The organism is Curtobacterium sp. MCBD17_008 (assembly GCF_003234475.1).
Lineage (GTDB): Bacteria > Actinomycetota > Actinomycetes > Actinomycetales > Microbacteriaceae > Curtobacterium.
In genome coordinates, this window is the sequence record NZ_QKTK01000010.1 from 77,053 (window position 1) to 102,293 (window position 25,241).

22 protein-coding genes and 2 tRNA genes are annotated in these 25,241 nt (G+C 70.1%); 19 read left to right on the plus strand and 5 right to left on the minus strand.

Going from position 1 to position 25,241, the window contains the following annotated elements; genetic code table 11:
• The first annotated feature begins 84 nt into the window (after positions 1-84).
• From DEI95_RS10835 to DEI95_RS10870, 9 genes are all read left to right on the plus strand, one after another.
• Positions 85-172 (plus strand) — tRNA-Ser (locus tag DEI95_RS10835).
• Between the two features lie 251 nt (positions 173-423).
• Entirely contained in the window at positions 424-546 is a 123-nt protein-coding gene (locus tag DEI95_RS16985; protein ID WP_258367572.1) for a hypothetical protein, read from the plus strand.
• A 394-nt stretch (positions 547-940) separates the two neighbouring features.
• Positions 941-1,435: an ImmA/IrrE family metallo-endopeptidase gene (locus tag DEI95_RS10840; protein WP_111060226.1), complete on the plus strand. Its 495-nt coding sequence runs from the start codon at positions 941-943 to the stop codon at positions 1,433-1,435.
• A gap of 67 nt (positions 1,436-1,502) precedes the next feature.
• Complete coding sequence (locus tag DEI95_RS10845) at positions 1,503-1,772, plus strand: hypothetical protein (protein WP_111060227.1); 270 nt, start codon at positions 1,503-1,505, stop codon at positions 1,770-1,772.
• A gap of 1,059 nt (positions 1,773-2,831) precedes the next feature.
• Positions 2,832-3,209, plus strand: a complete 378-nt coding sequence (locus DEI95_RS10850) for a helix-turn-helix domain-containing protein (RefSeq protein WP_181436284.1) — start codon at positions 2,832-2,834, stop codon at positions 3,207-3,209.
• A gap of 298 nt (positions 3,210-3,507) precedes the next feature.
• Complete coding sequence (locus DEI95_RS16855) at positions 3,508-3,747, plus strand: hypothetical protein (RefSeq protein WP_220036652.1); 240 nt, start codon at positions 3,508-3,510, stop codon at positions 3,745-3,747.
• Positions 3,748-3,832: 85 nt separating this feature from the next.
• The gene (locus DEI95_RS10860) at positions 3,833-4,600 is read left to right on the plus strand and encodes an SDR family oxidoreductase (RefSeq protein WP_111060229.1); all 768 of its coding nucleotides are present in this window, start codon (positions 3,833-3,835) and stop codon (positions 4,598-4,600) included.
• Positions 4,597-5,448: a helix-turn-helix transcriptional regulator gene (locus DEI95_RS10865; RefSeq protein ID WP_111060230.1), complete on the plus strand. Its 852-nt coding sequence runs from the start codon at positions 4,597-4,599 to the stop codon at positions 5,446-5,448. Before DEI95_RS10860 ends, DEI95_RS10865 begins: the two co-directional genes overlap by 4 nt.
• A gap of 91 nt (positions 5,449-5,539) precedes the next feature.
• Complete coding sequence (locus DEI95_RS10870) at positions 5,540-6,187, plus strand: ScbR family autoregulator-binding transcription factor (protein ID WP_110901226.1); 648 nt, start codon at positions 5,540-5,542, stop codon at positions 6,185-6,187.
• Positions 6,188-6,337: 150 nt separating this feature from the next.
• Here DEI95_RS10870 and DEI95_RS10875 read toward each other — a convergent pair whose 3' ends face one another.
• Entirely contained in the window at positions 6,338-7,603 is a 1,266-nt protein-coding gene (locus tag DEI95_RS10875) for an AI-2E family transporter (RefSeq protein ID WP_110891050.1), read from the minus strand.
• A gap of 84 nt (positions 7,604-7,687) precedes the next feature.
• The gene (locus tag DEI95_RS10880) at positions 7,688-8,116 is read right to left on the minus strand and encodes a BLUF domain-containing protein (protein ID WP_146243648.1); all 429 of its coding nucleotides are present in this window, start codon (positions 8,114-8,116) and stop codon (positions 7,688-7,690) included.
• An 81-nt stretch (positions 8,117-8,197) separates the two neighbouring features.
• Here DEI95_RS10880 and DEI95_RS10885 point away from each other — a divergent pair, with 81 nt between their 5' ends.
• From DEI95_RS10885 to DEI95_RS10895, 3 genes are read left to right on the plus strand one after another with little or no spacing between them, the layout of a single operon-like run.
• Positions 8,198-8,908 (plus strand): MSMEG_4193 family putative phosphomutase, encoded by a 711-nt coding sequence (locus DEI95_RS10885; protein WP_111060232.1) that lies wholly within the window; start codon positions 8,198-8,200, stop codon positions 8,906-8,908.
• Between the two features lie 33 nt (positions 8,909-8,941).
• On the plus strand, positions 8,942-9,475 hold the full coding sequence (locus DEI95_RS10890; protein ID WP_110891047.1) for a DUF3090 domain-containing protein: 534 nt from the start codon (positions 8,942-8,944) through the stop codon (positions 9,473-9,475).
• Positions 9,472-10,302 carry an SCO1664 family protein gene (locus DEI95_RS10895; RefSeq protein WP_111060233.1) on the plus strand — a complete coding sequence of 277 codons (831 nt, stop codon included), beginning with the start codon at positions 9,472-9,474 and terminating at the stop codon, positions 10,300-10,302. The genes DEI95_RS10890 and DEI95_RS10895 overlap by 4 nt, the downstream gene beginning before the upstream one ends.
• Positions 10,303-10,390: 88 nt before the next feature.
• On the opposite strand, the gene DEI95_RS10900 is transcribed toward DEI95_RS10895, so the two are convergent.
• The 3 genes from DEI95_RS10900 to DEI95_RS10910 all read right to left on the minus strand — a co-directional run bounded on the left by DEI95_RS10900 (position 10,391) and on the right by DEI95_RS10910 (position 15,128).
• Positions 10,391-12,436 carry a VWA domain-containing protein gene (locus DEI95_RS10900; protein WP_111060234.1) on the minus strand — a complete coding sequence of 682 codons (2,046 nt, stop codon included), beginning with the start codon at positions 12,434-12,436 and terminating at the stop codon, positions 10,391-10,393.
• Positions 12,437-12,468: 32 nt separating this feature from the next.
• A complete protein-coding gene (locus DEI95_RS10905) occupies positions 12,469-13,857 on the minus strand; it encodes a magnesium chelatase (protein ID WP_111060265.1) in 1,389 nt (462 codons plus the stop codon).
• A gap of 71 nt (positions 13,858-13,928) precedes the next feature.
• The gene (locus tag DEI95_RS10910) at positions 13,929-15,128 is read right to left on the minus strand and encodes a cobalamin-independent methionine synthase II family protein (protein WP_258367573.1); all 1,200 of its coding nucleotides are present in this window, start codon (positions 15,126-15,128) and stop codon (positions 13,929-13,931) included.
• A 292-nt stretch (positions 15,129-15,420) separates the two neighbouring features.
• Here DEI95_RS10910 and DEI95_RS10915 point away from each other — a divergent pair, with 292 nt between their 5' ends.
• The 7 genes from DEI95_RS10915 (at position 15,421) to DEI95_RS10945 (ending at position 25,220) form a co-directional block, all read left to right on the plus strand.
• On the plus strand, positions 15,421-16,902 hold the full coding sequence (locus DEI95_RS10915; protein WP_110826002.1) for an MFS transporter: 1,482 nt from the start codon (positions 15,421-15,423) through the stop codon (positions 16,900-16,902).
• A gap of 226 nt (positions 16,903-17,128) precedes the next feature.
• Positions 17,129-17,815: a GntR family transcriptional regulator gene (locus DEI95_RS10920; protein WP_181419621.1), complete on the plus strand. Its 687-nt coding sequence runs from the start codon at positions 17,129-17,131 to the stop codon at positions 17,813-17,815.
• A gap of 317 nt (positions 17,816-18,132) precedes the next feature.
• Positions 18,133-18,221: transfer RNA gene (locus DEI95_RS10925), tRNA-Ser, on the plus strand.
• A gap of 381 nt (positions 18,222-18,602) precedes the next feature.
• Entirely contained in the window at positions 18,603-19,580 is a 978-nt protein-coding gene (pstC, locus tag DEI95_RS10930) for a phosphate ABC transporter permease subunit PstC (RefSeq protein WP_220036653.1), read from the plus strand.
• A gap of 2 nt (positions 19,581-19,582) precedes the next feature.
• Positions 19,583-20,944 (plus strand): phosphate ABC transporter permease PstA, encoded by a 1,362-nt coding sequence (gene pstA, locus DEI95_RS10935; protein WP_258367574.1) that lies wholly within the window; start codon positions 19,583-19,585, stop codon positions 20,942-20,944.
• Positions 20,941-22,632, plus strand: a complete 1,692-nt coding sequence (gene pstS, locus DEI95_RS10940) for a phosphate ABC transporter substrate-binding protein PstS (protein ID WP_258367575.1) — start codon at positions 20,941-20,943, stop codon at positions 22,630-22,632. Before pstA ends, pstS begins: the two co-directional genes overlap by 4 nt.
• A complete protein-coding gene (locus DEI95_RS10945) occupies positions 22,629-25,220 on the plus strand; it encodes a hypothetical protein (RefSeq protein ID WP_111060236.1) in 2,592 nt (863 codons plus the stop codon). The genes pstS and DEI95_RS10945 overlap by 4 nt, the downstream gene beginning before the upstream one ends.
• The last annotated feature ends 21 nt before the right edge of the window (positions 25,221-25,241 follow it).

The window sequence follows — 25,241 nt, forward strand, 5'->3', positions numbered from 1 at the left end:
GCGCGCGCGGGCGCTCCGCCGCCGGACGGGAGGCCCGGTAGACTGCTCCGGACGCGGTCACGTCTCGCCACGTGGTCGCGTCACGGAGGGTTGTCCGAGTGGCCGATGGAGCCTGTCTTGAAAACAGGTGGGCAGAGATGTCTCGTGGGTTCGAATCCCACACCCTCCGCCACTACTCCGCGCCCCTGCGCCCCCGGAGGTCTCGGGATGCGAGGGGTTTCTTTGTTCGCAGCCGCACCTCTGCCCACATCTTGCCCACAACTGTTTGCGTGAGGCCGCTATGGATCCGGCCGCGACAACGTCAAGGTCGTCTTCGAAGAGCGCGAGACTTCTGCCTCGACGGCAACGCTCTCACCATCTCAGGCCGAGGAGACGACGCGAGAATGACCGTCGCCGGCCGCGGCGTCACGGCCACCAGTCACGTTGACCGGGCTTGCCGCTAAAACCATTCCCGCCGCGCAGAAGGCGCAGCCGCTCGACACCAACACCATCGGCAGCGACGACACCCGCTCGACCACCACCAGTCACGCGGAAATCCGACTCTGACCCACGCCGGCGCCAAGAAGCACGGCACGATCATTCTCACGCGTGACGGCGGTCTCACGCTGTCCGCGCTTCGGCGGCTCGTCCCGTACGGGTCAGCTGAGCTCGTCCGTAGTGAGCTCTACGAGTTGACGCTGTCCGACCAGCATGCTGAGGCATCGCGTGAGGCGCAGGCAGCGCGGCTAACCAGCGCTTCCAAGGACCAGGTTCCACGCGAGCGCGACTAAGTCTGACGCGTCAGCCACACGACTCAGGTGTGCCGCCCGTAGAAGTCGGGCCTGGCGTACTGGATCGCGACGCGCCACCGAGGAGATCGTCAGTGCCTGCCGATAGAGTGCATCATTCAGTACAACGAGTCCTCCGCTGGACTCACCTCGTCTGTCAGAGAAGGACTCCAATGCCGCTGCTTTGGGTTGAAGCTCGGAAGCAGGCCGATCTCCTGCGCCGCGAGTTCGCGGACCGGCGTGGCTTTGTAGATCCGTATGCTATTTGTGAAGCACTCGGTATCAGCGTTTTGACAACGGAGTTGCCACCGAAGGTTTCCGGAATGATTGTCAAAGAAGCTGAAGAAGATGCTGAAGTTCTTATAGCGAGTCAAGAGCCGGAGCCGCGTCAAAGGTTCACGCTTGCTCACGAGCTGGGTCATTTCATCGAGCGGACACGGCTAACGCAAGATCCAGAATTCTCGTTCCGAGATTCACGATCAACCAAGTATACCCTTCATGAGTTTTTTGCCGACGAGTTTGCCGGCGCTTTGCTGATGCCAAATCCGCAATTCAGTATTGATGTCGAGCGAATGGACGATGTTGCGCTGGCGAAAAAGTACGGGGTCTCGCCCGCAGCTGTCGAGAAGCGGCGCGTCCGTCTCGAAAAAAACCCGGACCGAGGCTAAGCTTCAAAATGCGGAAGTAGCTGACGTCCAAAAAGATGTCAGGCTCGATCGCGAAGACCAGCGATTAGTGAACGACCTCAAGGGTGCGCGGCTTATTCAAGCCCAGGGTTTCCGGACCGTGTTGTTCTATGTTGCTCTCAGCATGGCTGCCCTCTGCATCCTCACAAGTGTCGCTTTGGTAGTTGGTATGGTATTTCTCGGCTACGGAAGGCCCCTGGGTAAGATGCTCTCGCCAACCATCGTGGTAGCGTTTATTTCCGGGCTCACGGTTGAGACGGTCAGTTTGCTTGTGGTCATCTCGCAGTACCTCTACCCGAAAGACCAAGGGGTCGAGTAGGCCGGTCGTCTAAGGCGGGTGAGGCGCACCCCTCGCCGGGGGTGGTGGTAACCTCCGGATAGTAGTTCGCATCCTGCGTGTGCCATCTCTGTTTTTTGCCGGATAGAACCCCTGGTCAGTGCCCCTTTCGGGCCTACTACAACGAGTTCGACGACAAGTTCTCGTGCTCTTAAAGCATGGAGACCGGCACGGGTCGACCGCCGTGCAGTCGAGCACATCCTCATCCAACTGATCCCGTTCGAGCTTGCGGAGTTCAACGCGACGGCGCGCGGACATCAGTCGTTCACGACATGCCTAGACCCAGCCGGCTTAGAGGGTCGCCACAGGGCAACCTTCGCGCTGAGCCCTCGTTCTCGCGGAAGCAAGCCCTGCACATCCCTGGCCCGTCACGAAGCACGTTGCTCGCGGTGTAGCGAGCCGCAACCGGCATGCTCTCCTTCGGGATATGAAAGACGAGGAGCGACAGCACGCACAGGCAGTTCGAGACGGCATTACCCTCACGGACTTCGACGGTCAAGACCACCACCTGTCGCCGGACGATGGTCGAACTCGGTTCGATGTGCGTCATCGCCCCTACCTCGACAAGCTACGCAGCTACGTCAGACTGAACGGGCCGACAGCCTGCTGAAGCGACGGGAGCTGTTTCGCCGACTAGCGCAAGTGACTAGCGTGGCCGAACGGGCCCTCGACGTCCTTGAGTCGACGCAAAACCGCAACGCCGGGAAGCCGCGTGAGGAGTTGAGGACGGCGCTCGACGGAGTCGACTTCCTCCCGTCAAGTGGACGTACGACCTGAGAGCCCCGCGGCTGCCCACGATTCACCCACAACCTCTAGGAACTGAGGTGACGCCAGGCGACCCGCACAAGCGCCTGGGGATCGTTCGAATTCCACACCCTCCGCACCGCTGAGCTGGCTTTCGGATGTTGCGGAGAGTGTTCGACAATGGCGATCCAGTCTCCTCTCCGACCCCGCAGCGCGGCCGCTCGCACCTACCTCCCCGCGGACGACACCCGAGACGATCTGGTCGACTTCGCTCGACAGCTCCGTGAGGACTACGGTGTGACTCAGCATGCGGGCGCAGCGCTCCGTGCGCCCGACGGCTCGATGAGATCGATCCCGGAGGAGATCTTCGAGGTGCTGGAGCAGGTCGCCGACGCGCTTGCGAGTGGCAGCGGTGTGACCGTGGCGCCGAACGACGTGCAGATGACCACGCAGCAGGCCGCCGACTTCCGCGGGGTGCCGCGTCCGACGTTGATCAAGTACCTCGAGGACGGCACCATCCCCTTCGACAAGCGCGGTCGGCACCGCCGCGTCTTCCTCCGCGACATCGTCGCGTTCCAGGAAGAGTTCCGCGTGAGCAGGAAGGCGGCTCTGCGTGACATGGCGCGGACCAGCCAGTCCCTCAAACGGCAGCAGACCGGGCCATCGGGTGCCTGAACGATGGCGTTCCTGCGTTCTTGGATGCCTGCACGCTGTACGGCATCCGGCTGACGGACCTCCTCCTCAGGCTGGCGGACGCTGGTGCGTTCCGTGCGCTTTGGTCGGACGAGGTGCTTGAAGAGGTGCGTCGGGACGTCATTCGGTCGGGGGTCGACGAGGCTGCCATCGACCACCGGCTCAGTTCTTCCCCGACGCCCTCGTCACGGGGTACGAGCCCCTTACCGCGTCGATGACATGCGATCCGAAGGACCGGCATGTCCTCGCAGCGGCAATCCGATCCAAGGCAGACGTCCTCGTGACCTTCAACGTCAGGGACTTCCCGGACTCCGCGTTCGAGTCGTTCGACGTGGAAGTGGTCCATCCGGATGGCTTCCTGCTCGACCAACTCGACCTGTTCCCGGGTCTCGTCACGCGCGTCCTCCGCGAACTGGCCGAGGCCTACGTCGACCCACCGGTGTCGATGGACGACGTCCTGGACACTCTCCGGCGTGCTGGCGTTCCAGGATTCGTGGCGGACGTCAGGCGTCATCTCTGAACCTCCGAGCCGCGGACAGGCTCGACCCTCCCTAGGCCCTGGCAGGGCCCCGGGACCGTCCGCAGCGTCGACCTAGCGTCGAGGCATGGACATCACCACTCGCTCAGTCGTCATCGTCGGTGCCACCTCCGGCATCGGCCTCGAACTCGCCCGGCGCTTCCGGGACGCCGGCAGCTCGGTCGTCATCGGCGGCCGCCGGACCGACCTGCTCGACCAGCTCCGTGCCGAGGGCTTCGGTACCGTGGCGGTCGACGTCACCGACACGGCGTCGGTTGCGGCCGCACGCGACTCCGTGCTCGACCTCCTGCCCGAGCTGGACACCGTCGTCACGATGTCCGGCATCGGGCTCCCCGAGGACCTCCGCGACCCGGCGCACTTCGCCGACGCCGAGCGGACGATCGACGTCAACGTGCTCGGCACCATCCGGGTCGTCGACGCCTTCACCCCGCACCTGCTCGCGCAGGGAAGCGGCACGATCGTCACCGTGAGCTCGGGCATCGGCTTCCTGCCCTTCCCGCTCATGGCCTCGTACGGTGCCTCGAAGGCGGCCGTCCACGCCTACAGCGAGGCGCTCCGTGCACAGCTCGCCGGGACGGGTGTCGACGTCGCCGAGCTCGTGCCGCCGGCGGTCGCCACGAGCATGGGGACCAGCAACCCGAACGCGCTCGACCTCGGGGCGTTCGGCGCCGAGGTGATGACGCTCCTGGCACAGGACCCGACGCCGCACGAGGTCCTGGTGCAGGGTGTCCTCATGCACCGGTGGGCGGAACGCGACGGCACCTACGACGACCTCGTCGCGCAGCGGTCGCGCGCGCTCGCGACGCTGCCCGGCCGGACCGGGACGGCCGCATGACCGCAGGCGGAGGCCCGGACGACGCCCCGACGAACCTGCTCGGCGCGTACCTGCAGGCACGACGTGGGCTCGTGACACCCGAGCAGGCCGGCATCCCGGGCGGCGGGCTCCGCCGCGTGCCGGGCCTCCGCCGCGAGGAGGTCGCCATGCTCGCGGGTGTCAGCACCGACTACTACCTCCGACTCGAGCGGGGTCGGGACACCCACCCGTCGCCGCAGGTCCTCGACGCACTCGCCCGCGTGCTCCGGCTCGACGACGTCGAACAGGCGCACCTCCGGCACCTCGCCGAGCCCGTCCGCCGGAGTCGACCCCGCCGGAGCGCCGAGCGGGTCCCCGCACGGCTGCACGCACTCCTCGCAGCGGTCGACGTCCCCGCGTTCATCGAGGGGCGCGCGTTCGACGTCCTGGCGGCGAACGACCTCGCGACCGCGTTCTCGCCCCGACTCCGGGTCGGTGCGAACCGACTGCGGTCGCTGCTGCTCGACCCCGAGGAGCGGGCGTTCCACCGCGACTGGGACCGTGCGGTCGCGCAGTTCGTCGGGGCGTTCCGGCGCTCGGTCGCGGACGACGTGCAGGACCAGCGGGTCGTCGAACTCGTGGGCGAGCTGTCGCTCGCGAGCGGACGCTTCCGGCAGCTCTGGGCGCGTCAGGACGTCCGGGCGCTCGAGGGCGGGTCGGTCACGGTCGACCATCCGGTCGTCGGCGAGCTGCACCTGCACCGGGACAAGCTGCCGGTCGAGGGCCTCGTCCTCGTGCTCTACTACGCGGACCCGGGGAGCGAGAGCGCCGAGCGGCTCGGGCTGCTCGCGGCGCTGACGCAGGAGGCACCGCCGCAGTCAGTGGTGTGAGGAGTCTTCGCTTCCGGGGTAACGTTGTCGCAGGCGTGCACCGGTCGTTCTGTCCACGCCCAGCACCAGGGACCACGGGGGAACGAAGACCATGACGATGCCGACCTCCGTGCCCGGACGCGGGACCGACCGCAGGACCGCGATCCTCGACGCGGCGGCCGTCGAGTTCGACCGGGAGGGATTCGGCGCCGCGAGCATCGCCGGGATCGCCAAGGCAGCCGGGGTCAGCCAGGGCGCGATCCACTTCCACTTCCGGACGAAGCAGGCGATCGCGCTCGGCGTGATCCACGAACAGAACGCCCGGACCTTCGCCGCCGTCACGTTCGCCGACCCCTCACCGCTCGGCGGGCTCGTCGTGGCGTCGCGGACGATCGCCGGGCTCCTGCTCGAGGACCCCGTGGTGCGTGCCGGCATCCGGCTCTCGCTCGAGAACCGCGTCTTCTCCGGCGCCACCTCCGCCTTCTACGACCAGTGGATCGCGAGCGTCGTCGACGTCTTCCGGCTCGCCGTCGCCGCGGGCGAGGTCGACTCGACCGTCAGCGCCGATGCGCTCGGCGCCACCGTCGTGCCGTGGTTCACCGGCGTGCAGCTCGTCTCGGACGTCCGTGCTGCCCGGACGGACCTGCTCCCGGCGGTCGGGACGATGTGGCGCGTGCTCGCCCACGCCTGCGTGGCCCCGGCCCACCGCGCCCGCCTGCTGGCGGTCGTCGACCGCTCGTTCGCCTGCCCGCCGGTCTGACACCGACGCCTCGGGCGCGACCACCGCGACCGAGGCACGCACCGTGCAGCCGCGAGAGTGAGCACCACGGGCGAGAGCGCGGAAGCACAGGAGGCCCGGACCGGCCCCGGCGGGCTGGTCCGGGCCTCCTGTCCGGAGCCGGTGGCGGCGTCAGTCCGCCTTGGCGGCCTTCGCGGCCTGCTTCGCGCGGGCCTTCTCCGCCTTCTCGCGGCGTTCCGTGCGGGCCTTCTGTGCCTTCTCGCGACGCTTCGCGCGCTTGTTCGCGCGCTCGTGGTCCTCGACGTCCTCGGAACGCTTCTGGCGCCACGGCTCGGCGGCCAGGTCCGGGCCGTCCCAGACCTTCACCGCACCCCACGCGGCGGCGAGGAGCGGCACCGAGATGATCGCGCCGGTGATGCCGGCCAGGACGGTGCCGGCGGTCAGGCCGATCAGGATGACCAGACCGTGCAGGCGGAGCGTCTTGCCCATGAGCACCGGCTGGAGGAAGTTGCCCTCGAGCTGGTTGACGACCACGACGATGCCGACCACGAACAGCGCCTGGACCGGACCGAGCGCGACGAGGGCGACCAGCGCGGCCAGGATGCCCGCCGCGGTGGCGCCGACGATCGGGATGAACGCCGTGATGAACACGATGACGGCCAGGGGCAGGGCGAGGGGGACACCGACGATGGCGATGCCGACGCCGATGCCGATCGCGTCGACGGCCGCGACGGTGGCGGTGCCACGGACGTAGCCGCCCAGGGTGGAGACGACGCGGTCACCGACGCGGCGGGCGCGGGTGTACGAGGCGCCGGTGAAGGGACGGAGCAGGAACTCCCAGATGCGGGGCCCGTCCTTGAGGAAGAAGAACAGCACGACGATCATCAGCACGAGGCCGGTGAGGAAGTTCGCGGTGGCGGAGGCACCGGCGAGTGCGCCCGAGCCGAACTGCGCGCTCGTGACGAAGTCCGTCGCGGTCTTCACCGCGTCGTCCACCTGCGAGTCGGAGACCGCGAACGGCAGGGTCGTGCTGAAGTCCTGCAGCTGCTGGAACCCCTGCACGGCCGACTTCTGCAGGCTCGACCACTGGTTCTCGACGGCGACGACGATCAGGTAGCCGAGCAGTCCGAGCACGACGAGGACACCGAGGAGCACCGTCAGCGTCGCGAACACGGACGGGAAGCCGTGCCGACGGAGCCAGGACACGACCGGGTGCATGGCCGAGGCGATGATGAGCGCGAGGAGCACCGGGATCGTGACGACGCTGAGCACCTGGCTCGCGTACACGATGCCCGCGACGATGACCAGGATGATGATGACCTGGAGGCACCGGGTCGCGAGCTTGCCGAACGAATCGGACCACGCGGCCCGCGCGCCGGTCAACGGCTCCGTCGGGGGAGTCGCGGGCGGGGCTGGGGTGGAACGGAAGAACGGCATGTCGCCGACCGTACAGACAGAACGGTGAGCGCGCCGCGGTGGAGCGCGTCGCGGTGGACAGTGCAGACCTGTGGACGGGAGGCGTCAGTCCTCGACCAGGTCCCGGTCGCGGAACCACTTCAAGAGCCAGGCGGCGCTCGTGCGGTCGAAGGACGGCGCGAACTCGAGCGTGCCGGACAGGAAGGGGCTGAAGCCCTCCTCGGCCGCGATGTCGGCGTCGTCGAGGCCGCGGTACGCCATCGACCAGCCGTCGAACCGGCGGTGCTCGATGTCCTCACGGATCAACGACCGGATCGTGTGGTGGCGCGGGTCCCGCTCGATCGCGGCGAACCGGTCGTCCACGCTCCACGCCGGGCCCTCCAGGAGCTGCATGAAGCGGCCGCCCTTGACGACGAGCAGCCCGGAGACGCCGAGCGCCTCGTTGCGCAGGCGTGCACCGGCGAGCATCTCGGCGAGCTCGTCCTCTCGGAACTCGTGCGTCGCGACGCTCATGTAGACGATGGAGACCAACACCCCTCGATTCTCGCGGGTCTGCGGATCGCGCGCACGTGCCTGTCCGCGGTCGCACCGTCGGGCGCGCCTAGGATCGTCCCCATGGCGACCGTCCTCCTCGTCCGGCACGGGCGCACCACCGCGAACGCGACCGGACTCCTCGCGGGCCGGACCGCCGGCGTCGCCCTCGACTCCGTCGGCAAGCGCCAGGCGGCTGCGACCGCCGAGCGGATCGCCGCGGTGCCGCTCGCCGCGGTCGTGTCCAGTCCGCTGGAGCGCTGCCGACAGACGGCCCGCGCGATCACGGCATTCCAGCAGGGCGAGCCGCAGCAGCTCGTCGAGCGAGGCATCATCGAGGCGGACTACGGCGACTGGCAGAACCGGGCGATCAGCGACCTCGCGAAGGAGCCGCTCTGGCGGGTGGTGCAGGCGAACCCGAGTGCCGTGGTCTTCCCGGGCGGGGAGTCGATGCAGACCATGCAGTCCCGGGCGGTCGCGGCGGTCCGGCGCCTCGACGCGCAGATCGAGGCCGAGCACGGCGCGCACGCGGTCTGGGTCGCGGTGAGCCACGGCGACATCATCAAGTCCGTCCTCGCCGACGCGCTCGGCATGCACCTCGACCTCTTCCAGCGCATCGCCGTCGGGCCGGCCTCGGTGTCGATCGTCCGGTACGGCGAGCAGCGGCCCGAGGTCGTCGCAACGAACACCGAGTCGGGTGACCTCTCGTGGTTGGCACGGGCGGCGGCGCCGACGGGGGACGCACCGGTCGGCGGCGGCGCGGGGCACGAGGACACCGAGCGACCGACTCCCTGAACGGTCGGAGGCGGTCGCTCCTACAATGCGGGTATGCCCCCCATCGTCCACGGCTTCGACTGGCCGGACAGACTCGTCGTCGGAACGATCGGGCTCCCGGGCGAGCGGTCGTTCTACATCCAGGCCCGCGACGGCCGCCGCGTCGTGAGCGTCGCCATCGAGAAGGAACAGTCGGCCGTCCTCGCCGACAAGATCGACGAACTCCTCGACGAGGTCGCGACGGTGGAGGACAACCGCTTCAGCGTCCCCGACGCCGCACCCGCCGAACTCCGCGACGGCGACCCCCTCGACCAACCGGTCGAGCCCGAGTTCCGCGCCGGTGCCCTGAGCCTCGGGTTCGACCCCGCGACCGCACAGGTGGTCATCGAGGCCTACCCGATCGAGGAGGACCTCGAGGTCTTCACCGAGACCACCGGCGACGGCGACGAGGTCGAAGCGGTCGTCGAACTCCCCGAGCCGACCGAACTCCTGCAGGTGAAGATCCCGGTCGGCACCGCCCGTGCGTTCGTCGAGCGGACCCGTGAGGTCGTCGCAGCCGGTCGGCCGAACCCGCCCGAACTCGGATGACGGTCCAGCGCGGCAGCGGTGACGGCTCCACCGGCCTCGACGCCGCCAGCGCCGCGGTGCCGAGCGCACCGGGAGAGCTCCGGATCACCGGACGCATCCGCGAAGCGTCGAACGCCACCTTCATCGCCCGGCTCGACGGCGAGAACGTCGTGTACAAGCCGATCGAAGGCGAGAAGCCGCTGTGGGACTTCCCGGACGGCACGCTCGCCGGCCGCGAGGTGTCCGCCTACCTGGTCTCCGAGGCCCTCGGGTGGAACGTCGTCCCGCCGACCTGGCTCGGGGACGGCCCCTTCGGTCCCGGCATGGTCCAGCGGTGGCAGGACATCGACCCGGCGCAGGACGCCGTCGACCTGCTCCCGAGCGAGGAGGCCGCGGCCGCGATCGCCGAGGGGACCGTGCGCGAGGTGCTCGACGCCGTCGACGAGAACGAGCAGGCGGTCACCCTGGTGCACGAGGACACGGCCGTGCTCCGGCGGATGGCGGTCTTCGACGTCGTCACGAACAACGCGGACCGCAAGGGTGGCCACGTCCTCGCGATGCCGGACGGCCACCGCTTCGGCGTCGACCACGGTCTGACCTTCCACGCCGACCACAAGCTCCGGACCGTGCTCTGGGGATGGATCGGCGAGCCCCTCACCGACGACGAGGTCGCCGGGCTCCAGCGGCTGTCCGAGGCGCTGCGCGGCGAGCTCGGCGAGACCCTCCGGGAGCACCTGACGGACGACGAGCTGTCCGCCCTCCGCGGTCGGTGCGCTGCGCTCGCCGCGGTGCGGGCGTTCCCGCCGCCGGCCGGGTCCGGGCCGGCCGTGCCCTGGCCGGTCTTCTGACGCGGGCCGGTCTTCTGACGCTGGCCGGTCGGCAGCCGGGAGGCGCGCCTCCCGTCCGGCAGTCGGCACCAGTCTGTCCCGTCGCCGTTCAGGCGAAGCGCCCGAAGGCGCTGCCCCACAGCCCGTCGTCGCCGAAGGCCGAGCCGGACCCGCGTCTGGCCCCCAGGTAGGAGCCGACCACCGCGACGCCGAGGTCCTCGTTCTCCGGCGCGGTCACCGTGCCGTCGACGCGGCGGGCCATGCCGTCGACGAAGCGTGCCAGACCGGGGTCGTCGCCGAGGCGGAAGAACGTCGTCTTCGCGCCGAGACGGTGGGCGTTCTCCAACTCGCGGACGCTGAGGGCGATGGTCACCGGGTCCGGCGGGTAGCTGAAGTACACCTGCCCGTTCGGCTCGAGGTGCGACGTCGGCTCGCCGTCGGTGACGATGAGCAGGACCGGCTGCGCGTTCGGGTGCTTCCGGAAGTGCCGGTTCGCGAGCAGCAGGGCGTGGTGCAGGTTCGTCCCCTTGTCCCACATCGCGTCGAGGCCGACGAGCTGTTCGACGTCCATCACCTCGGCTTCGCGGCCGAAGGCGATGAGCTGCAGGTCGTCCCCGCGGAACCTGGTGGAGATGAGCGTGTGCAGGGCCAGTGCGGTCCGCTTCATCGGGACCCACCGGTCCTCCATCGCCATCGAGAACGAGGTGTCGACGAGCAGCGCCACGGCGGCCTGCGTGCGGGCCTCGGTCTCCTGCACCTCGACGTCCTCGATCTGCAGGCGCACACTCGCACCGGTCCGCGCTCCGTCGCCCGCGGTCCTGGTCAGGGCGTTCGTGATCGAGCGCGTGACGTCCCACGGCTCGGTGTCGCCGAACTCCCACGGACGCGTCGAGCCCGAACGGTCACCGGCGGCTCCGGCCCGGCGCAGGTCACGCGCGCCCTGCCGACCGGACATCCGCTCGGCGACGTCCTTGAGCAGGCTCTTCCCGAGCTGCCGCATGGCCCTGGGGGTGAGCCGGAGTTGCCCGTCCGCGCCACGGCGCATCGATCCGGAGTTCCGGAGTGCTTTCTCGAGCTGCTGCAGGGTGCGGGCGTCCACGGCGGCCTGGTCGCCGAGCTGCTGCGCGAGGGCGTCCAGGTCCAGGTCGTCGAGTTCGGAGCCCGGACCGACCTGGGCCAGCTGGTCGGCGAGGGCGTCGAGGTCCGCGATGTCCTGGAAGACCCCGGTGCCGTCGCCGAGCCCGAGGCCCTGCTCGCCGTCCATCCCCTCGGACCCGCCCCAGTCCTCGCCGGGGCGGAGGGCGCGGAGGTTCTCGTCCAGCTGGGAGAGTGCGCCCATCAGGGCTGGCGAGCCGAACGCCTGCTCGGCGAGGGCGTCGAGTTCGTCGCGCTGCTCCTGTGTCATCGAGTTCCGCATCCGCTGGGCGGCGGCGGCCCGGGCAGCGAGGTCGTCGAGGAGCTCGTCGACGTCCTGCGGGTTGCTCGGGAACTGGGCACCGTGCTGCGCCATGAACGCGTCGAACTGCTCCGAGGTGTCCTCGCCCCGACGGTGGGCGTCGAGCAACTCGTTGAGGTCCTGCATCATCTGCGCGACCGCGGCCCGGTCCTCGTCGGTGGCGTTCTCGAGCGCCTGCTTCATGCCCGCGAAGCGCTGGTCGAGCATCTCCCGGCCGAGCAGGTCCTTGATCTGCTCGTACTTCTGGCGTGCCGCGGGGCTCTTCCAGTCGTAGCCGTGCAGTTCGTTCACCGCGGCCGCGGGCGACGGCGGCAGGCTGTCGAGCTGGAGTTCGGCGAGAGCGCGGTCGCCGTCGTCCATCGCGGTGTCACGCGCGAGTTGTCCGCGCTCGGCGAGGACGGCCTCGTCGAGGAGCCGTCTGACCTCCTGCAGCGTGCCGTCGAGGTTGTTCTCGCTGGTGAGCTCCCGGCGCTTCTCGGCGACGAGCCGGGCGAGGTCGTCGAGCCCGCGCTGCGTGCGGCCACCGCGGCGGAGGAACTCCCGCATCGCGCGCTCGGGGGAGGTGCCGGCCATGACGTCCTCGCCGATGGCGTCGAGCGCCTCGGCGAGGTCGACTGGCGGTGCGAGGGGGTCCGGCCCGCCCTCGTACCGGCCGTAGCGGCTGTCCCGCCCGAGCCGACGGTTCGGCCGACTAGCCACGGGACACCCCGTCGCTGCCGGCGAGCACGACGTCAGATCCCATATGCTGCTTCGCCCCCGCCGGACTCCTTGCTGATGCGCCGGGCGAGGAACAACCCTTCGAGCGCCAACTCCACGGCGCCCGCACGCTCGCCGTCGTTCGTGGCGCCGACGCGTTCACCGATCTGGTCGTACAGGTCGGATTCGCCGAGCGACGGCAGGCCGGCGAGGAAGTCCCGCGCGCTGACCTGCTCGCCCGTGGTGACCATCGTGCCGGACTCGAGTGCGTCGACGAGGACGCCGAAGTCGAGTCCGCGGAAGCGCGAGCGGACGGTCTCGGCGGTGGCGGTGCGGAGCAGGTGTTCGAGCACCTCGTCGGCGCGGTCCTCTTCCCCGGACTCGAACTCGATCTTGCCGCCGAGCACGTCGACCGCGGTCTCGAGGTCGATCGGACGGGCGACCGCCTCGGGCTCGCCCTGTCGGGCGGCGCGGTGCACGGCCGCCGCCGACACGGTCTCCGCCCCGGCGATCGAGAAGCGGGCGCTGACGCCGCTGCGCTGGTCGACGGCGCTCGACTCGCGGAGCGCCCGGGTGAAGCGGGCGAGGATCTCGACGAGCGGGTCCGGGACGTCGGCGGTGAGCTGCGCCTCCTGCCGGATCACCGCGATCTCGTCCTCGAGTTCGATCGGGTAGTGCGTGCGGATCTCCGCACCGAAGCGGTCCTTGAGCGGCGTGATGATGCGGCCGCGGTTCGTGTAGTCCTCGGGGTTCGCGCTCGCGACGATGAGCACGTCGAGGGGCAGCCGGAGGACGTACCCGCGGATCTGGACGTCCCGCTCCTCCATCACGTTGAGCATCGCGACCTGGATGCGCTCGGCGAGGTCGGGCAGCTCGTTGATCGCGACGATGCCCCGGTGTCCGCGCGGGATGAGACCGAAGTGGATGGTCTCGGGGTCGCCGAGGCTGCGGCCCTCCGCGACCTTCATCGGGTCGACGTCGCCGATGAGGTCCGCGACGGAGGTGTCCGGCGTCGCCAGCTTCTCGACGTAGCGCTCGTCGCGGTGCACCCACGAGACCGGCAGCGCGTCGCCGAGGTCCTCCGCACGACGGATGCTCGCCGTGGTGATCGGTTCGTACGGGTGCTCGCCGAGCTCGGACCCGGCGATGACCGGCGTCCACTCGTCCATCAGGCCGTTCATCGTGCGGAGCAGTCGGGTTTTGCCCTGGCCGCGCTCCCCGAGCAGGACGACGTCGTGCCCCGCGATGAGGGCGCGCTCGAGCTGCGGGATGACGGTGGTCCGGAAGCCGTGCAGGCCGGGCCAGGGGTCGCGGCCCTCGCGGAGGGCGGTCAGCAGGTTGTCGCGGATCTCGGCGCGGACCGACTTCTGGACGTGCCCAGCAGCGCGGAGCTCGCCGACCGTGGAGATGTCAGGTCGGTTCACGGGCGCCACGGTACGCCTGCCCGCCGACGCTGGCGACCCTCCGGCCGCGGGCCGCGTCCGCCGGAGCGGGGTCAGCCGAACAGGCGGCGCGACGCGATCTCGGCGCCCTCAGTGAGCGCGCGCAGCTTCGCCCACGCGACGTCCGACGCGACGAACTCGTAGCTCGCGAAGGTCGCCAGTCCGCAGTCCGTGCCGGCGATGACACGGGTGGGGTCGCCCACCGCCTCGGCGGCCTCGACGATGCGGTTCGCGACGAGTTGCGGGTGTTCGAGGTAGTTCGTCGTCACGTCGATGACGCCCGGCACGAGCACGGCGTCCTCGGGTAGCGGCAGGTCGCGGAACGCCGGGAACTCGTGCGCGTGCCGCGGGTTGCCGAACGGGATGCTGAAGGACCCGACTCCTGCCCGGTACAGGTGCGGGAGCAGCACGTCGACCGGCACGTCGTCCTGGTGCGGACCCTGCCAGTTGCCGTAGCAGACGTGCAGGCGGGTCTGCTCCTTCGGGATGTTCCGCAGGGCGTGGTTGAGGGCGTCGACGTGCAGGTCCACCGCCGCGAGGAACTCGTCGAGGGTCGCGTCGCCGAAGTGGATCACGCGCTCCATCGCCAGGTCCGGGGCGTCGAGCTGGAGCACGTGGCCGCGGGCGACGATCTCCTCGTACTCGACCCGGAGCTGCTCGGCGAGGGCGAACACGTACTCGCGGTGGTCGGCGTAGTGCGGGTTGGCGTCGTCGAGCAGCAGGGTCGTGGCGACGATGCCGGGCGTCGCGGCGGAGATGAAGGTCCCCTCAGGAACACGTCCGGCCGCGGCGTTCCGCGCCAGTTCGCGCTCGAACCCGTCCAGGTCCTCGCGGATCCCGGTCCGCTCCGTGTCGTACTGCAGCAGGCCCTGCGCCACCGGGGTGTCCCACACACGGGCGAACTCGGCACCCTCGTCGATCTGTCGCGCCTGGAACGCGGCGTACCCGGGGAACTTCACCGAGTCGAGCGTCGGCTTGCGGTGGCCGGTCCCGCCGAAGCCGGTCAGTCGTTCGCGGATGTAGGTCGAGAACCCGACGCGGGGGACCTCGCCGTCGTTCACGACGTCGAGCCCGGCATCGAGCTGCGCGTCCACGGTCGCGGCGAGCACGGCGGCCGTCTCCTCGCGGAGTGCCCGCTCGTCGAAGGGTTTCCCCTGGTCACGGGCCACCAGGAGGGCGGTCAGCTCCGGCGTCCGGGGGAGCGAACCGGTGTGGGTCGTGAGGATGCGGTCGGTCGAGTTCTGCAGCGGCACGCGACCACGCTACTGGCCGGGAGGCTCGTGGCGGGGTCCGCCACGGGCCTCCCGGCCGGCGGTCCGAGCGATTCGGGAGTTGTGAGGATCCCTAGCATCCTGGAGGATGAGGGCAGAGCGGCGGAGCCTGATCGACATAGGGGGATCCGGCTCCGCCCCGCTCGACCCCCCTCCTGCCGGTCGACGGGCGCGGTCGATCCGCACGTCCTGGCCGAGAACCCGGGCGGTGGCGCAGGCGTACGGTCCTGCCTTGCGGCAGGCCGAGGGCGTCCGCCGCGGGAGGAGCATGCGCATGACGAGCGCCAGCGGAACGAGGGACGGCACGGTCACGAGCCTGGTCCCGGCGAGGATGGACCGGCTCCCGTGGACCAAGTTCCACTGGAGCGTCGTGGTCGGCCTCGGGGTGTCGTGGATCCTGGACGGACTCGAGATCCAGATCGTCTCCAACGCCGGCTTCAAGGCGGACCTGGGGCTGTCGAACCAGGACGTGACGTCGCTCGGCAGTGTCTACCTGGTCGGCCAGGTCGTCGGTGCCCTGGTCTTCGGACGCATGTCCGACCGGCTCGGTCGACGCAAGCTCTTCATCCTGACGCTCGCGATCTACCTCATCGGGTCGGGCGTCGCGGGCCTGGCGCAGGACTTCTGGTTCCTCGCGGTGTTCCGCTTCGTCGCCGGGCTCGGGATCGGTGGTGAGTACGCGGCGATCAACTCGGCGATCGACGAGCTGATCCCGTCGAAGTACCGCGGGCACGTCGACATCGCCATCAACGGCACCTACTGGGGCGGCGCGGCACTCGGCGCGGCCGCGAACATCTACCTGCTCGACACCGCGCACTTCGCCGAGGACGTCGGATGGCGGATCGGGTTCTTCCTCGGCCCGGTGCTCGGCATCGCGATCATCTTCCTGCGTCGGCACATCCCCGAGAGTCCCCGGTGGCTGATGACCCACGGCAAGGAGCAGGAGGCGGAGGAGACCGTCTCGCGCATCGAGGCCGAGGTCGAGCGGGAGTCGGGGCGGAAGCTCGAAGTGGTGCCGCAGTCGAAGGCGATGACCGTGACGCCGATGGACCGCGTCGGGTTCCTCACCATCGCCCGCGTGCTGCTCAAGCAGTACCCGACCCGCACGCTGGTCGGCGCGACCATGATGATCACGCAGGCGTTCCTGTACAACGCGATCTTCTTCACGTACGCGTTGGTGTTGACGAACTTCTTCGACATGGAGACCGCGCAGACGAGCCTGTACTTCTTCCCGTTCGCGATCGGCAACCTGCTCGGTCCGCTCATCCTCGGCCGGTTCTTCGACACCTGGGGTCGGCGGCAGATGATCTTCCTGACGTACCTGGTGTCCGGGCTCGTGCTCGCGACCTCTGCGTTCCTGTTCCGCGCCGACGCCATCAGCGCCACCGTCCAGGTCGCGTTCTGGTGCGTGTCGTTCTTCTTCGCGTCGGCCGGAGCGTCGAGCGCCTACCTGACGGTGAGCGAGATCTTCCCGCTCGAACTCCGGTCGCAGGCGATCTCGTACTTCTTCGCCCTCGCGCAGGTCTTCGGCGCGATCGCTCCGCTGGTCTACGGCGCCTTCATCGGGGACGGGTCGTCGCGCGAGCCGCTCTTCTGGGGCTACCTGCTCGGGTCCGGGGTGATGGTCCTCGGCGGCGTCGTGGCACTCGTGTTCGGGGTCGACGCCGCGCGGAAGGGACTCGAGGACATCACGCAGCCGCTGTCCGTCCTGACCGCGAAGGACGGGGCGGGGGCGTCGTCCTCGCGAAACTCCTGATGCAACATGTTTAGCGGTGAGCGTCACGTCCTGTGATCCTCGTGGCCACGGCCCGTCCTGGAGGGCCGTGGTCACGGAGGCACCATGCGGAACGCGAGAACGACGAATGGACGACGGGCGACGGCCGAACGGGCCGTCGCCCTCCACATGCAACTGAACAGGGCCGTTGTCCACCGTGCCGTCGGGGTGGTGTCCCGTCAAGGCCGCCATGCGTGACGGTGACGTGATGACCGGCCTCCTGCGCCCCGATCGTGATGTCGCCCATCCCGGCGACCCCATCGCCGTCCCGCGCAACCTGCTGCGCGACGCCGTCTTCGCGCGGATGCTCCGGAGCATCCTGCGCGGTGACTACCGGCGCGGCCAGCGCCTCCGGCTCGATGCGCTGGCGGACGACATGCAGGTCTCGCGGACGCCCGTCCGTGAAGCCCTCGTCCCGCTGGAGGCCATGCGGCTCGTGGTCGTCCAGCGGTACGTCGGCGTCGTCATCGCGCCGTGGACCGTCGGGCAGATGGTGGAGCGCACGCGCATCGCCCGGTCGATGCTCGTCGACCCGCCGACCAGCTGTGCGCCCACCGACGAGCCGTTCGACGCCGTGGTCCTGCGCGACTGCCAGTCCGAGGCGGGGGCGTTCGTCGAACTCGCCGTGTGGGTGCTCCGCCGCTCGGGAGCACCGGTGAGCGCGGACTGGCTCCGGTCGCAGCAGCCGGTGCTCGACGTCTTCCACACGGACGACATCGCCCGCGCGAACGGCATCGACGTCGCCGCGGACTGGACCAGTCGCATGCACCTGGTCAAGGCGGCCCGTGCCGCTGCCCTGGCCGACGACGTCATCCGGTGCGCGGCCCGTTTGATCGAGCTCGCCGAGCTCCTCATCGCCCTGCCCGAACGGTTCCGGAGCGCGGAGTCCGCCTAGCGCTGCCGGGCACGCGGTCGCTGCTGCGTGCTGGCAGAGACGACGTCGCTCCCCGGGCGGGCGCCGGGCGATCGGGGACGCCGGGCCCAGGCCACGGGGAGCGACGTCTGGGTGCTGTGTCGTAGCGACAGGGCACGGATGCCCCGGAATGTGATCGCCACGTCCCGACGAGACTATGCAGCGGGGTACACGCTGGCAAGCCCCCGCCGTCCCCACTTCGGGGGACCGACCGCGCCGGGGTCGGGTGGAGCGCTGCCGGACCGTTTCGTCCCGGCCCTCGTCCTCCTGTATGGTGGTGGGAGTGCCGTCAGGCACCTGGAGACGTCGCATAGTCAGGCCGAGTGCACCACCCTGCTAAGGTGGAGTCCCCTCTAGGGGACCGAGGGTTCAAATCCCTCCGTCTCCGCACTCCTCGAAGCCCCGGTTCCGCAGCAGCGGACCGGGGCTTCGTCGTCGGCCGAGCTCCTCGGTGCGCGGGCTACGACGCGGAACAAGTTAGCACCCGGAACGAAACTGCCTCCTGACCAGGGCTTTGCCGCGGACCTGCAGGACGCCCGCGGTCGGCGTACCCCGGGGGACAGATCCTGACCCCCGATCCGGGGACTGGTGCATCGGAGATTCCCCAGAATCCGCTAGGAGTCCCCTGTTGTTCATTTCCGGGTCACGGATCAGTTGATCTCGGGAGGGCTGCGGTTCGCCATCCGACTGCCACTGTGATGCCGCCGAACCGGAGAGCAGCACTCCGTCGGTCGCCCGAGCAGCTGCCCCGGAATCCCGAAGGATCACGTTGTCCACAGATTCGCCCCGTCTCCTCACGGTCGTGCGGGACCCGTCGGACGTCAGGTTCCGGATCATCGCCCGAGCTGGCGGGGTCGCGGTCCTCACGATCATGTCGCTGGTCGGCCTGTTCCTGGCGTTCCGCGCCTCCGAGGCCCTCGGCGTCGCCGGTTTCAGCTTCCTCACCACGCAGGCCTGGGACCCGGATGCCCACCGCTTCGGCATCGCGGCCGTCCTGGTCGGCACGATCCTCATCGCCTGTGTCGCGATCGCCCTCGCCGTCCCGCTGTCCCTCGGCACCGCGCTCTACATCACCGAGTACGCACCGACCCGTGTGCGGAAGTTCTTCATCGGGCTGGTCGACCTGATGGCCGCGATCCCGAGCGTCGTCTACGGCCTGTGGGGGTTCTTCTTCCTGCAGGGGCAGATCACCCCGGTGTCGCGGTGGATCTCGCAGTGGTTCGGGTGGATCCCGCTGTTCCGCGTCGAGGGGATCGACCTGGACGACCCGCTCGCGTCCTCGACCGTCTACACGGCGTCGACCTTCATCGCCGGCATCGTCGTCGGGCTGATGATCACCCCGATCGTCACCTCGATCATGCGCGAGGTCTTCTCGCAGGCACCGCTCGGCGAGCGGGAGGGGGCGCTCGCCCTCGGGTCGACGAAGTGGGGCATGATCCGCTCGGTCGTGCTGCCCTTCGGCCGCGGCGGGATCATCGGCGGCACGATGCTCGGACTGGGCCGTGCGCTGGGGGAGACCATCGCGGTCTACATGATCATCTCGCCGGTGTTCGTCATCCAGCCGCACGTCCTGCAGGCCGGCGCGAGCTCGGTGTCGTCGCTCATCGCCCTCCGCTACGGCGACGCGACCCCGTTCGGGATGTCCGCCCTGATGGCGGCCGGCCTGACCCTCTTCCTGATGACCCTCTGCATCAACTTCGCCGCGTCCGCGGTCGTCGCCCGTTCACGGTCCGGAGCGAGCAGCTAGCCATGACCGAGATCACCCAGGCGCCGTCGGGCGCCACGACGCCCCTGCCCGCCATGACCCGCCGCACAGCGGTCCCGACCAGCCCGCCGACCGCTGCGGGCCCGTCCGGTGCCGGAGCCGGCACCGTCCTGCCGCTGGCCGAACGGGCCTCCGAGCCGGACCGCGGTCCCGAGGACCGCCGCGTCGGCGGGGTGCGGATCAGCGACCTGCTCTGCCACGTCGGCGCGGGCCTGGCCTCCCTCGCCGTCACGGTCGTGGTCTTCACCGACCTGGCACCGGTGTCCGGTCCGATCGCGTTCGCCGCCGTCGCGTACGTGATGTTCCTCGTGTTCTACGCGCTGCTGGTCGCGACGACCGAGAACGCCGCCGTGGTGCGGGACCGCGTGGTGTCGGCGGCCGTCCACACCCTGGCGTTCGTCGTCGTCGCCACACTCGTCTTCGTCGTCGGGTTCAGCGTCGTCCGGGCCACCAGGGCCCTGCCGCACGCGAACTTCTACACGCAGGACATGGCACTCACCGGGCCGCTCGACCCGATGACCTCAGGCGGCGTACTGCACGCCATCGCCGGGTCGCTCATCCAGATCTCGATCGCGCTCCTCATCACCGTCCCGCTCGGGATCACGACCGCGCTGTTCCTCACCGAGGTGCCGGGGCCGTTCGCCCGGTTCGTCCGGACCATCGTCGAGGCGATGACGGCCCTCCCGTCGATCGTCGCCGGGCTGTTCATCTACGCGAGCGTCATCGTCGGGCTCGGCGTCGACAAGTCCGGCTTCGCGGCGTCGCTCGCGATCAGCGTGATGATGCTGCCGATCATGATCCGGTCCGCCGACGTCGTGCTCCGTCTGGTCCCGTCGACCCTCAAGGAGGCGTCGATCGGGCTGGGCGCGGGGCAGTGGCAGACCGTCTGGCGCGTCGTGCTCCCGACGTCGCGGTCCGGTCTCGTCACTGCGATCATCCTGGCGACGGCGCGCGGGATCGGCGAGACGAGCCCGGTGCTGCTCACCGCCGGGTACGCGCCGGACCTCAACATCGACCCGACGAACGGCCCGATGATCTCGCTGCCCCTGGCGATCTTCGAGTTCGTCAAGTCGCCGGAGCCGAACATGATCGCCCGCGGCTTCGGCGCCGCCGCGGTGCTCATGTCCCTCGTGCTCGTGCTGTTCGTCATCGCCCGCGTGATCGGTGCGCAGACCGTCGCGACCCGGGAACGCCGCAACGACCGCATCCGTGCCGCCGGTCGACTGGTCCGCCGCGGTCTGGCCGCCGTCGCACCCGCCGTCCGTTCCGCCCGCCGGTTCGTCGACCGCCACGTGGACAGCCTCAACTCCCGCCTGACCGACTCCTCCCCGAAGGACCCCTCGTGACCACCCGCAGAAGACGCACGATCGGTGCGCTCCTGGCCGCCGCCGTGCTGGCCCTCACGACCCTGCCCACCACCGCCGCGAGCGCGGCCGAGAACTACGTGCCCATCTCGGGCGCCGGTTCCTCGTGGAGCTCCGTCGCCATCCAGCAGTGGGCGGTGAACGTCCAGCAGTACGGCATGAAGGTCCGGTACGCGAGCACGGGGTCGTCCGACGGCCGCAACCAGTTCAAGGCCGGCACGGTGGACTTCGCGGTGTCCGAGATCCCGTACGGCATCAAGGACGGTGGGGTCACGGACGACCCGCCGACCGTGGGGTACGGCTACATGCCGGTCGTCGCGGGCGGGACGTCGTTCATGTACAACCTCAGCTCGGGTGGCAAGCAGATCACGAACCTGCGGCTGTCCGGTCCGGTGCTCGCCGGGGTGTTCACGGGGAAGATCACGAGCTGGGACGACCCGGCGATCAAGGCGGACAACCCCGGCCTCGAGCTCCCGAAGCGTCCGGTCGTGCCCGTCGTCCGTTCCGACGGCTCCGGCTCCACCGCGCAGTTCACCACCTGGCTGAGCAAGAAGTACCCGTCCGAGTGGAACGCGTACTGCAAGCAGGCCGGACGTCCGCTGCCGTGCGGCGTGACGTCGAACTACCCGACGGTCCCGGGCAAGGGCTTCATCGCCCAGCCGAACTCGCAGGGTGTCTCCGGCTACGTGGCGCAGAAGGCGAACGTCGGCACGATCACGTACGTCGAGTACTCCTACGCACTGAAGACCGGGTACCCGGTCGCGAAGGTGCTCAACAAGGCGGGCTACTACGTCGAGCCCACCGCCTCGAACGTCGCCGTCGGGCTCCTCGGGGCGAAGATCAACGAGGACAAGAACTCCTCGGCGTACCTCACGCAGGTGCTCGACGGCGTCTACGACAACGCGGACGCGCGCACGTACCCGCTGTCGTCGTACTCCTACATGGTCATCCCGACGACCACCGACGCCAGCCTGACCCCGGCGAAGGGCAAGACCCTCGCCGCGTTCGACTACTACTTCCTGTGCGAGGGGCAGCAGCAGGCCGAGGTCCTCGGCTACTCGCCGCTGCCGATCAACCTGGTGCAGGCCGGTCTCGAGCAGGTGCGCCGGATCCCGGGGGCGGTCGCGAAGGACGTCGACATCCGGAAGTGCAACAACCCGACGTTCTCGGCGGACGGCACGAACACGCTGGCGGCCAAGGCCCCGCAGCCTCCGGCCTGCGACAAGCTCGGTGCGGAGCAGTGCACCGTGGGCACCGGCGGCGCGAAGGCCACCGAGACGCCGAGGCAGACCCAGGCCGGCTCGAAGGGCGGGGGAGCGACGGGCGCGTCCGGTTCCGGCGGCTCCGGCGAGGGCGCCACGGCGACGTCCGGAGGCTCGTCCGCCGGAGCCTCCGGCTCCGGCGGTGAGGCCCTGTCCGGCGGTGGCAGCGGCGGTCCCGGCGGCACCGGTGTCGCAGCGAACGCGGTCGGCAACGGCTCCCCGGTGCAGTGCGACGCCGACAGCGGTGTCTGCCAGAACGTCGCGGCGCTCCCGGTGTCCGTCGACGCGCTGCACGGGTGGAGCTCGCGCCAGACGCTCATGCTCGTCGCCGTCGCGGCCCTGCTCGCCCTCGTGCTGCTGCCGCCGTTCATCGGCGTGCTCGTCTCCCGACGGAGGGGCCGCAAGTGAAGAACCAGCACCTCGTCCGGCTCGGCTCCGCCGCGCTCGCCTTCGGCATCATCACGACGACGGTCGCCGGGTCCCTGCTCGTCGTGACCGCGCCCGCCTCGGCCACCGCCCCGACGGACAGCTCCGCGATGACCCTGACGTGGGAGGAGGCCCAGGCGTCGCTCGGCGGCGGTCAGGCCCCGGGCACCGGCACGCCCGACCCGGACGCCGAGACCTTCTCGGGGATGACCTTCCGGGTGAGCCAGACGGAGGAGCTCACCGACCAGGGCATCACGGTCAGCTGGAGCGGAGCGAAGACGACCTCGCCGAGCGAGTACGCGACCGACTACGTGCAGATCATGCAGTGCTGGGGCGACGACCCGGCCGGTCCCTCCCCGCAGCAGTGCGTGTGGGGTGCGCCGTCGGCCGCTGTCAGCAGCCGGACCGGCGTCGGCGCCGCCAAGCGGGACCTCGTCCGCGGCGACGACCCCGTGCAGGACACCACCCTCGTCGGCGAGCAGGCCGACCCGGACCTCATGCTCGAACCGCCCGCCGAGAACCCGTTCCTCAAGGCGTACCGGATGCCGTTCCGCGCGGTCGACGGCACCCTGGCGAAGACCTCCACGGAGCTGTCCAAGCAGTTCGACGCGAACACCTCGAACGAGGTCACCGCCGGTCGCACGGCGGGTGACGGCACGGGGCAGGTCGTCTTCGAGACGCAGTCCGGGCTCGAGGCGCCGCAGCTCGGGTGCGGCCAGGAGGTCGCCGGCACGAGCACGCCCCGGTCCTGCTGGCTCGTCGTCGTCCCGCGCGGCTCGCACAACCTCGACGGCAGCACCGCCGACTCGACGGCCGCCGGTCGCGTGACCGGGTCCCCGTTGTCGGCCTCCGCGTGGCGCAACCGCGTGGTGTTCCCGCTCGGGTTCCAGTCCGTCGCGCAGTCCTGCCCGATCGGCAACGCCGAGGAGCGCCTGGTCGGGTCGGAGACCGCCACCGAGGCCGTCACCGCCTGGCAACCGGCGCTCTGCGGCCTCGGGACCACCTACGGGTTCTCCCAGATCGGCGACGGCGAGGCCGCCAACCAGATCGTCTCGGAGGTGGACGGCTCCTCCCGTCTCGCCCTCGTGACCAGTCCGCTCGCGAAGGCCGTCGCGGCGGAGCACACCATCCGGTACGCGCCCGTCGCGCAGTCCGCCGTCGTGGTCGCGTTCACCATCGACTACCGCCTGTACCCGGACGCACCCGCGAAGGTGCGTGACGGCCTCCAGGCCCTCGACCTGACGCTCGACGCCCGCCTCGTCGCGAAGCTGCTGACGCAGTCGTACCAGGCCGACGTCCCCGGTCGGGGCAGCGGGAACACGACCCTGCAGGGGAACGCGGCCAGCCTCGTCACCGACCCGGAGTTCCTCGCGCTCAACCCGACGTTCGTCGGGTCGAAGAGCGACACCGCCCCGGCCGGGCTCATGGTCGCGCTCGGCAACGCCGACGCGAACGGCCGGGTGTGGTCGTGGCTGCGCTCCGACCCGGTGGCGGCCGCGTTCCTCGACGGCCGTCCCGACGAGTGGGGGATGCGGATCAACCCGGCGTACCGGTCGCTGGCGCTCGCCACCGACACGAGTGTGGACAGCTTCCCGAAGGCCGACCTGACCATCGCGAAGGGCGGTGACCCCGACGAGACCGGCTACGGCACGCTCGACATGCGTCCCTACATGAACGACATGCACGAGGGGGCGTACCGCACCCTCAAGGCCGACCCGAACGAGAAGAGCTCCTGGAACCCGTTCGGGCAGCCGAAGGGCTACACCTCGCTCGGTGCGCAGGTACCCGGCAGCCGGTTCGTCCTGACGATCACGGACGCCGCGTCGGCCGCGCGCTACGGCCTGCCGACCGCGAAGCTCGTGAACGGAGCCGGCGAGGCGGTCGCACCGACACCCGAGTCGGTCGCCGCAGGCGTCGCCACGATGCGCGCGTCGACCGTCCCCGGGGTCGTCGTCGCGGACCCGGCAGACCGCACCCCCGGCGCCTACCCGCTGTCGATGCTCAGCTACGCCGCCGTCAACGTCTGCGCCGCGACGCCCGAGGAACGCCGCGCCTACGCGGGGTTCATCGGCTACGCGGCGGGCAAGGGGCAGGTCCAGGGCGAACGGCAGGGCGAACTGCCCGCCGGGTACGTGCCGCTGCCCGCCGCCATGACGACCCAGGCGGAGACCGTCGCAGCCGACCTCGTCGACACCCGTGCCGTCGCCGCCGCCTGCCCCGAGGCCGCCCCGTCCGCTCCGGGGACCGGCGAGACGCCGGAGGCAGAGGCCCCACCGGCCTCCGCACCGGAGGACCAGTCGCTGCCCGTCGGGACGACCGACACCGGCTCGACGTCCACCGGTCCGGTGTCCGCTCCCGAGGTCCCGGCCGTCCAGGAGCCGTCGTCGAACGACGTCGACCAGGCCGCCGCCGCGGACGGACCCGACCACCGCACCACGGACCAGCCCCTGGCCGCGACCCGCATGGGACTCGCCGCCGCACTCGGGGCCGGCGTGCCGGCCCTCGGCATCGGTCCGTTCCTGATCCGCCGCGGACGGAGGCTGGCGATGCTGGCCGCCGCCCACGTGTGACCCCGTTCCACCCCATCGACT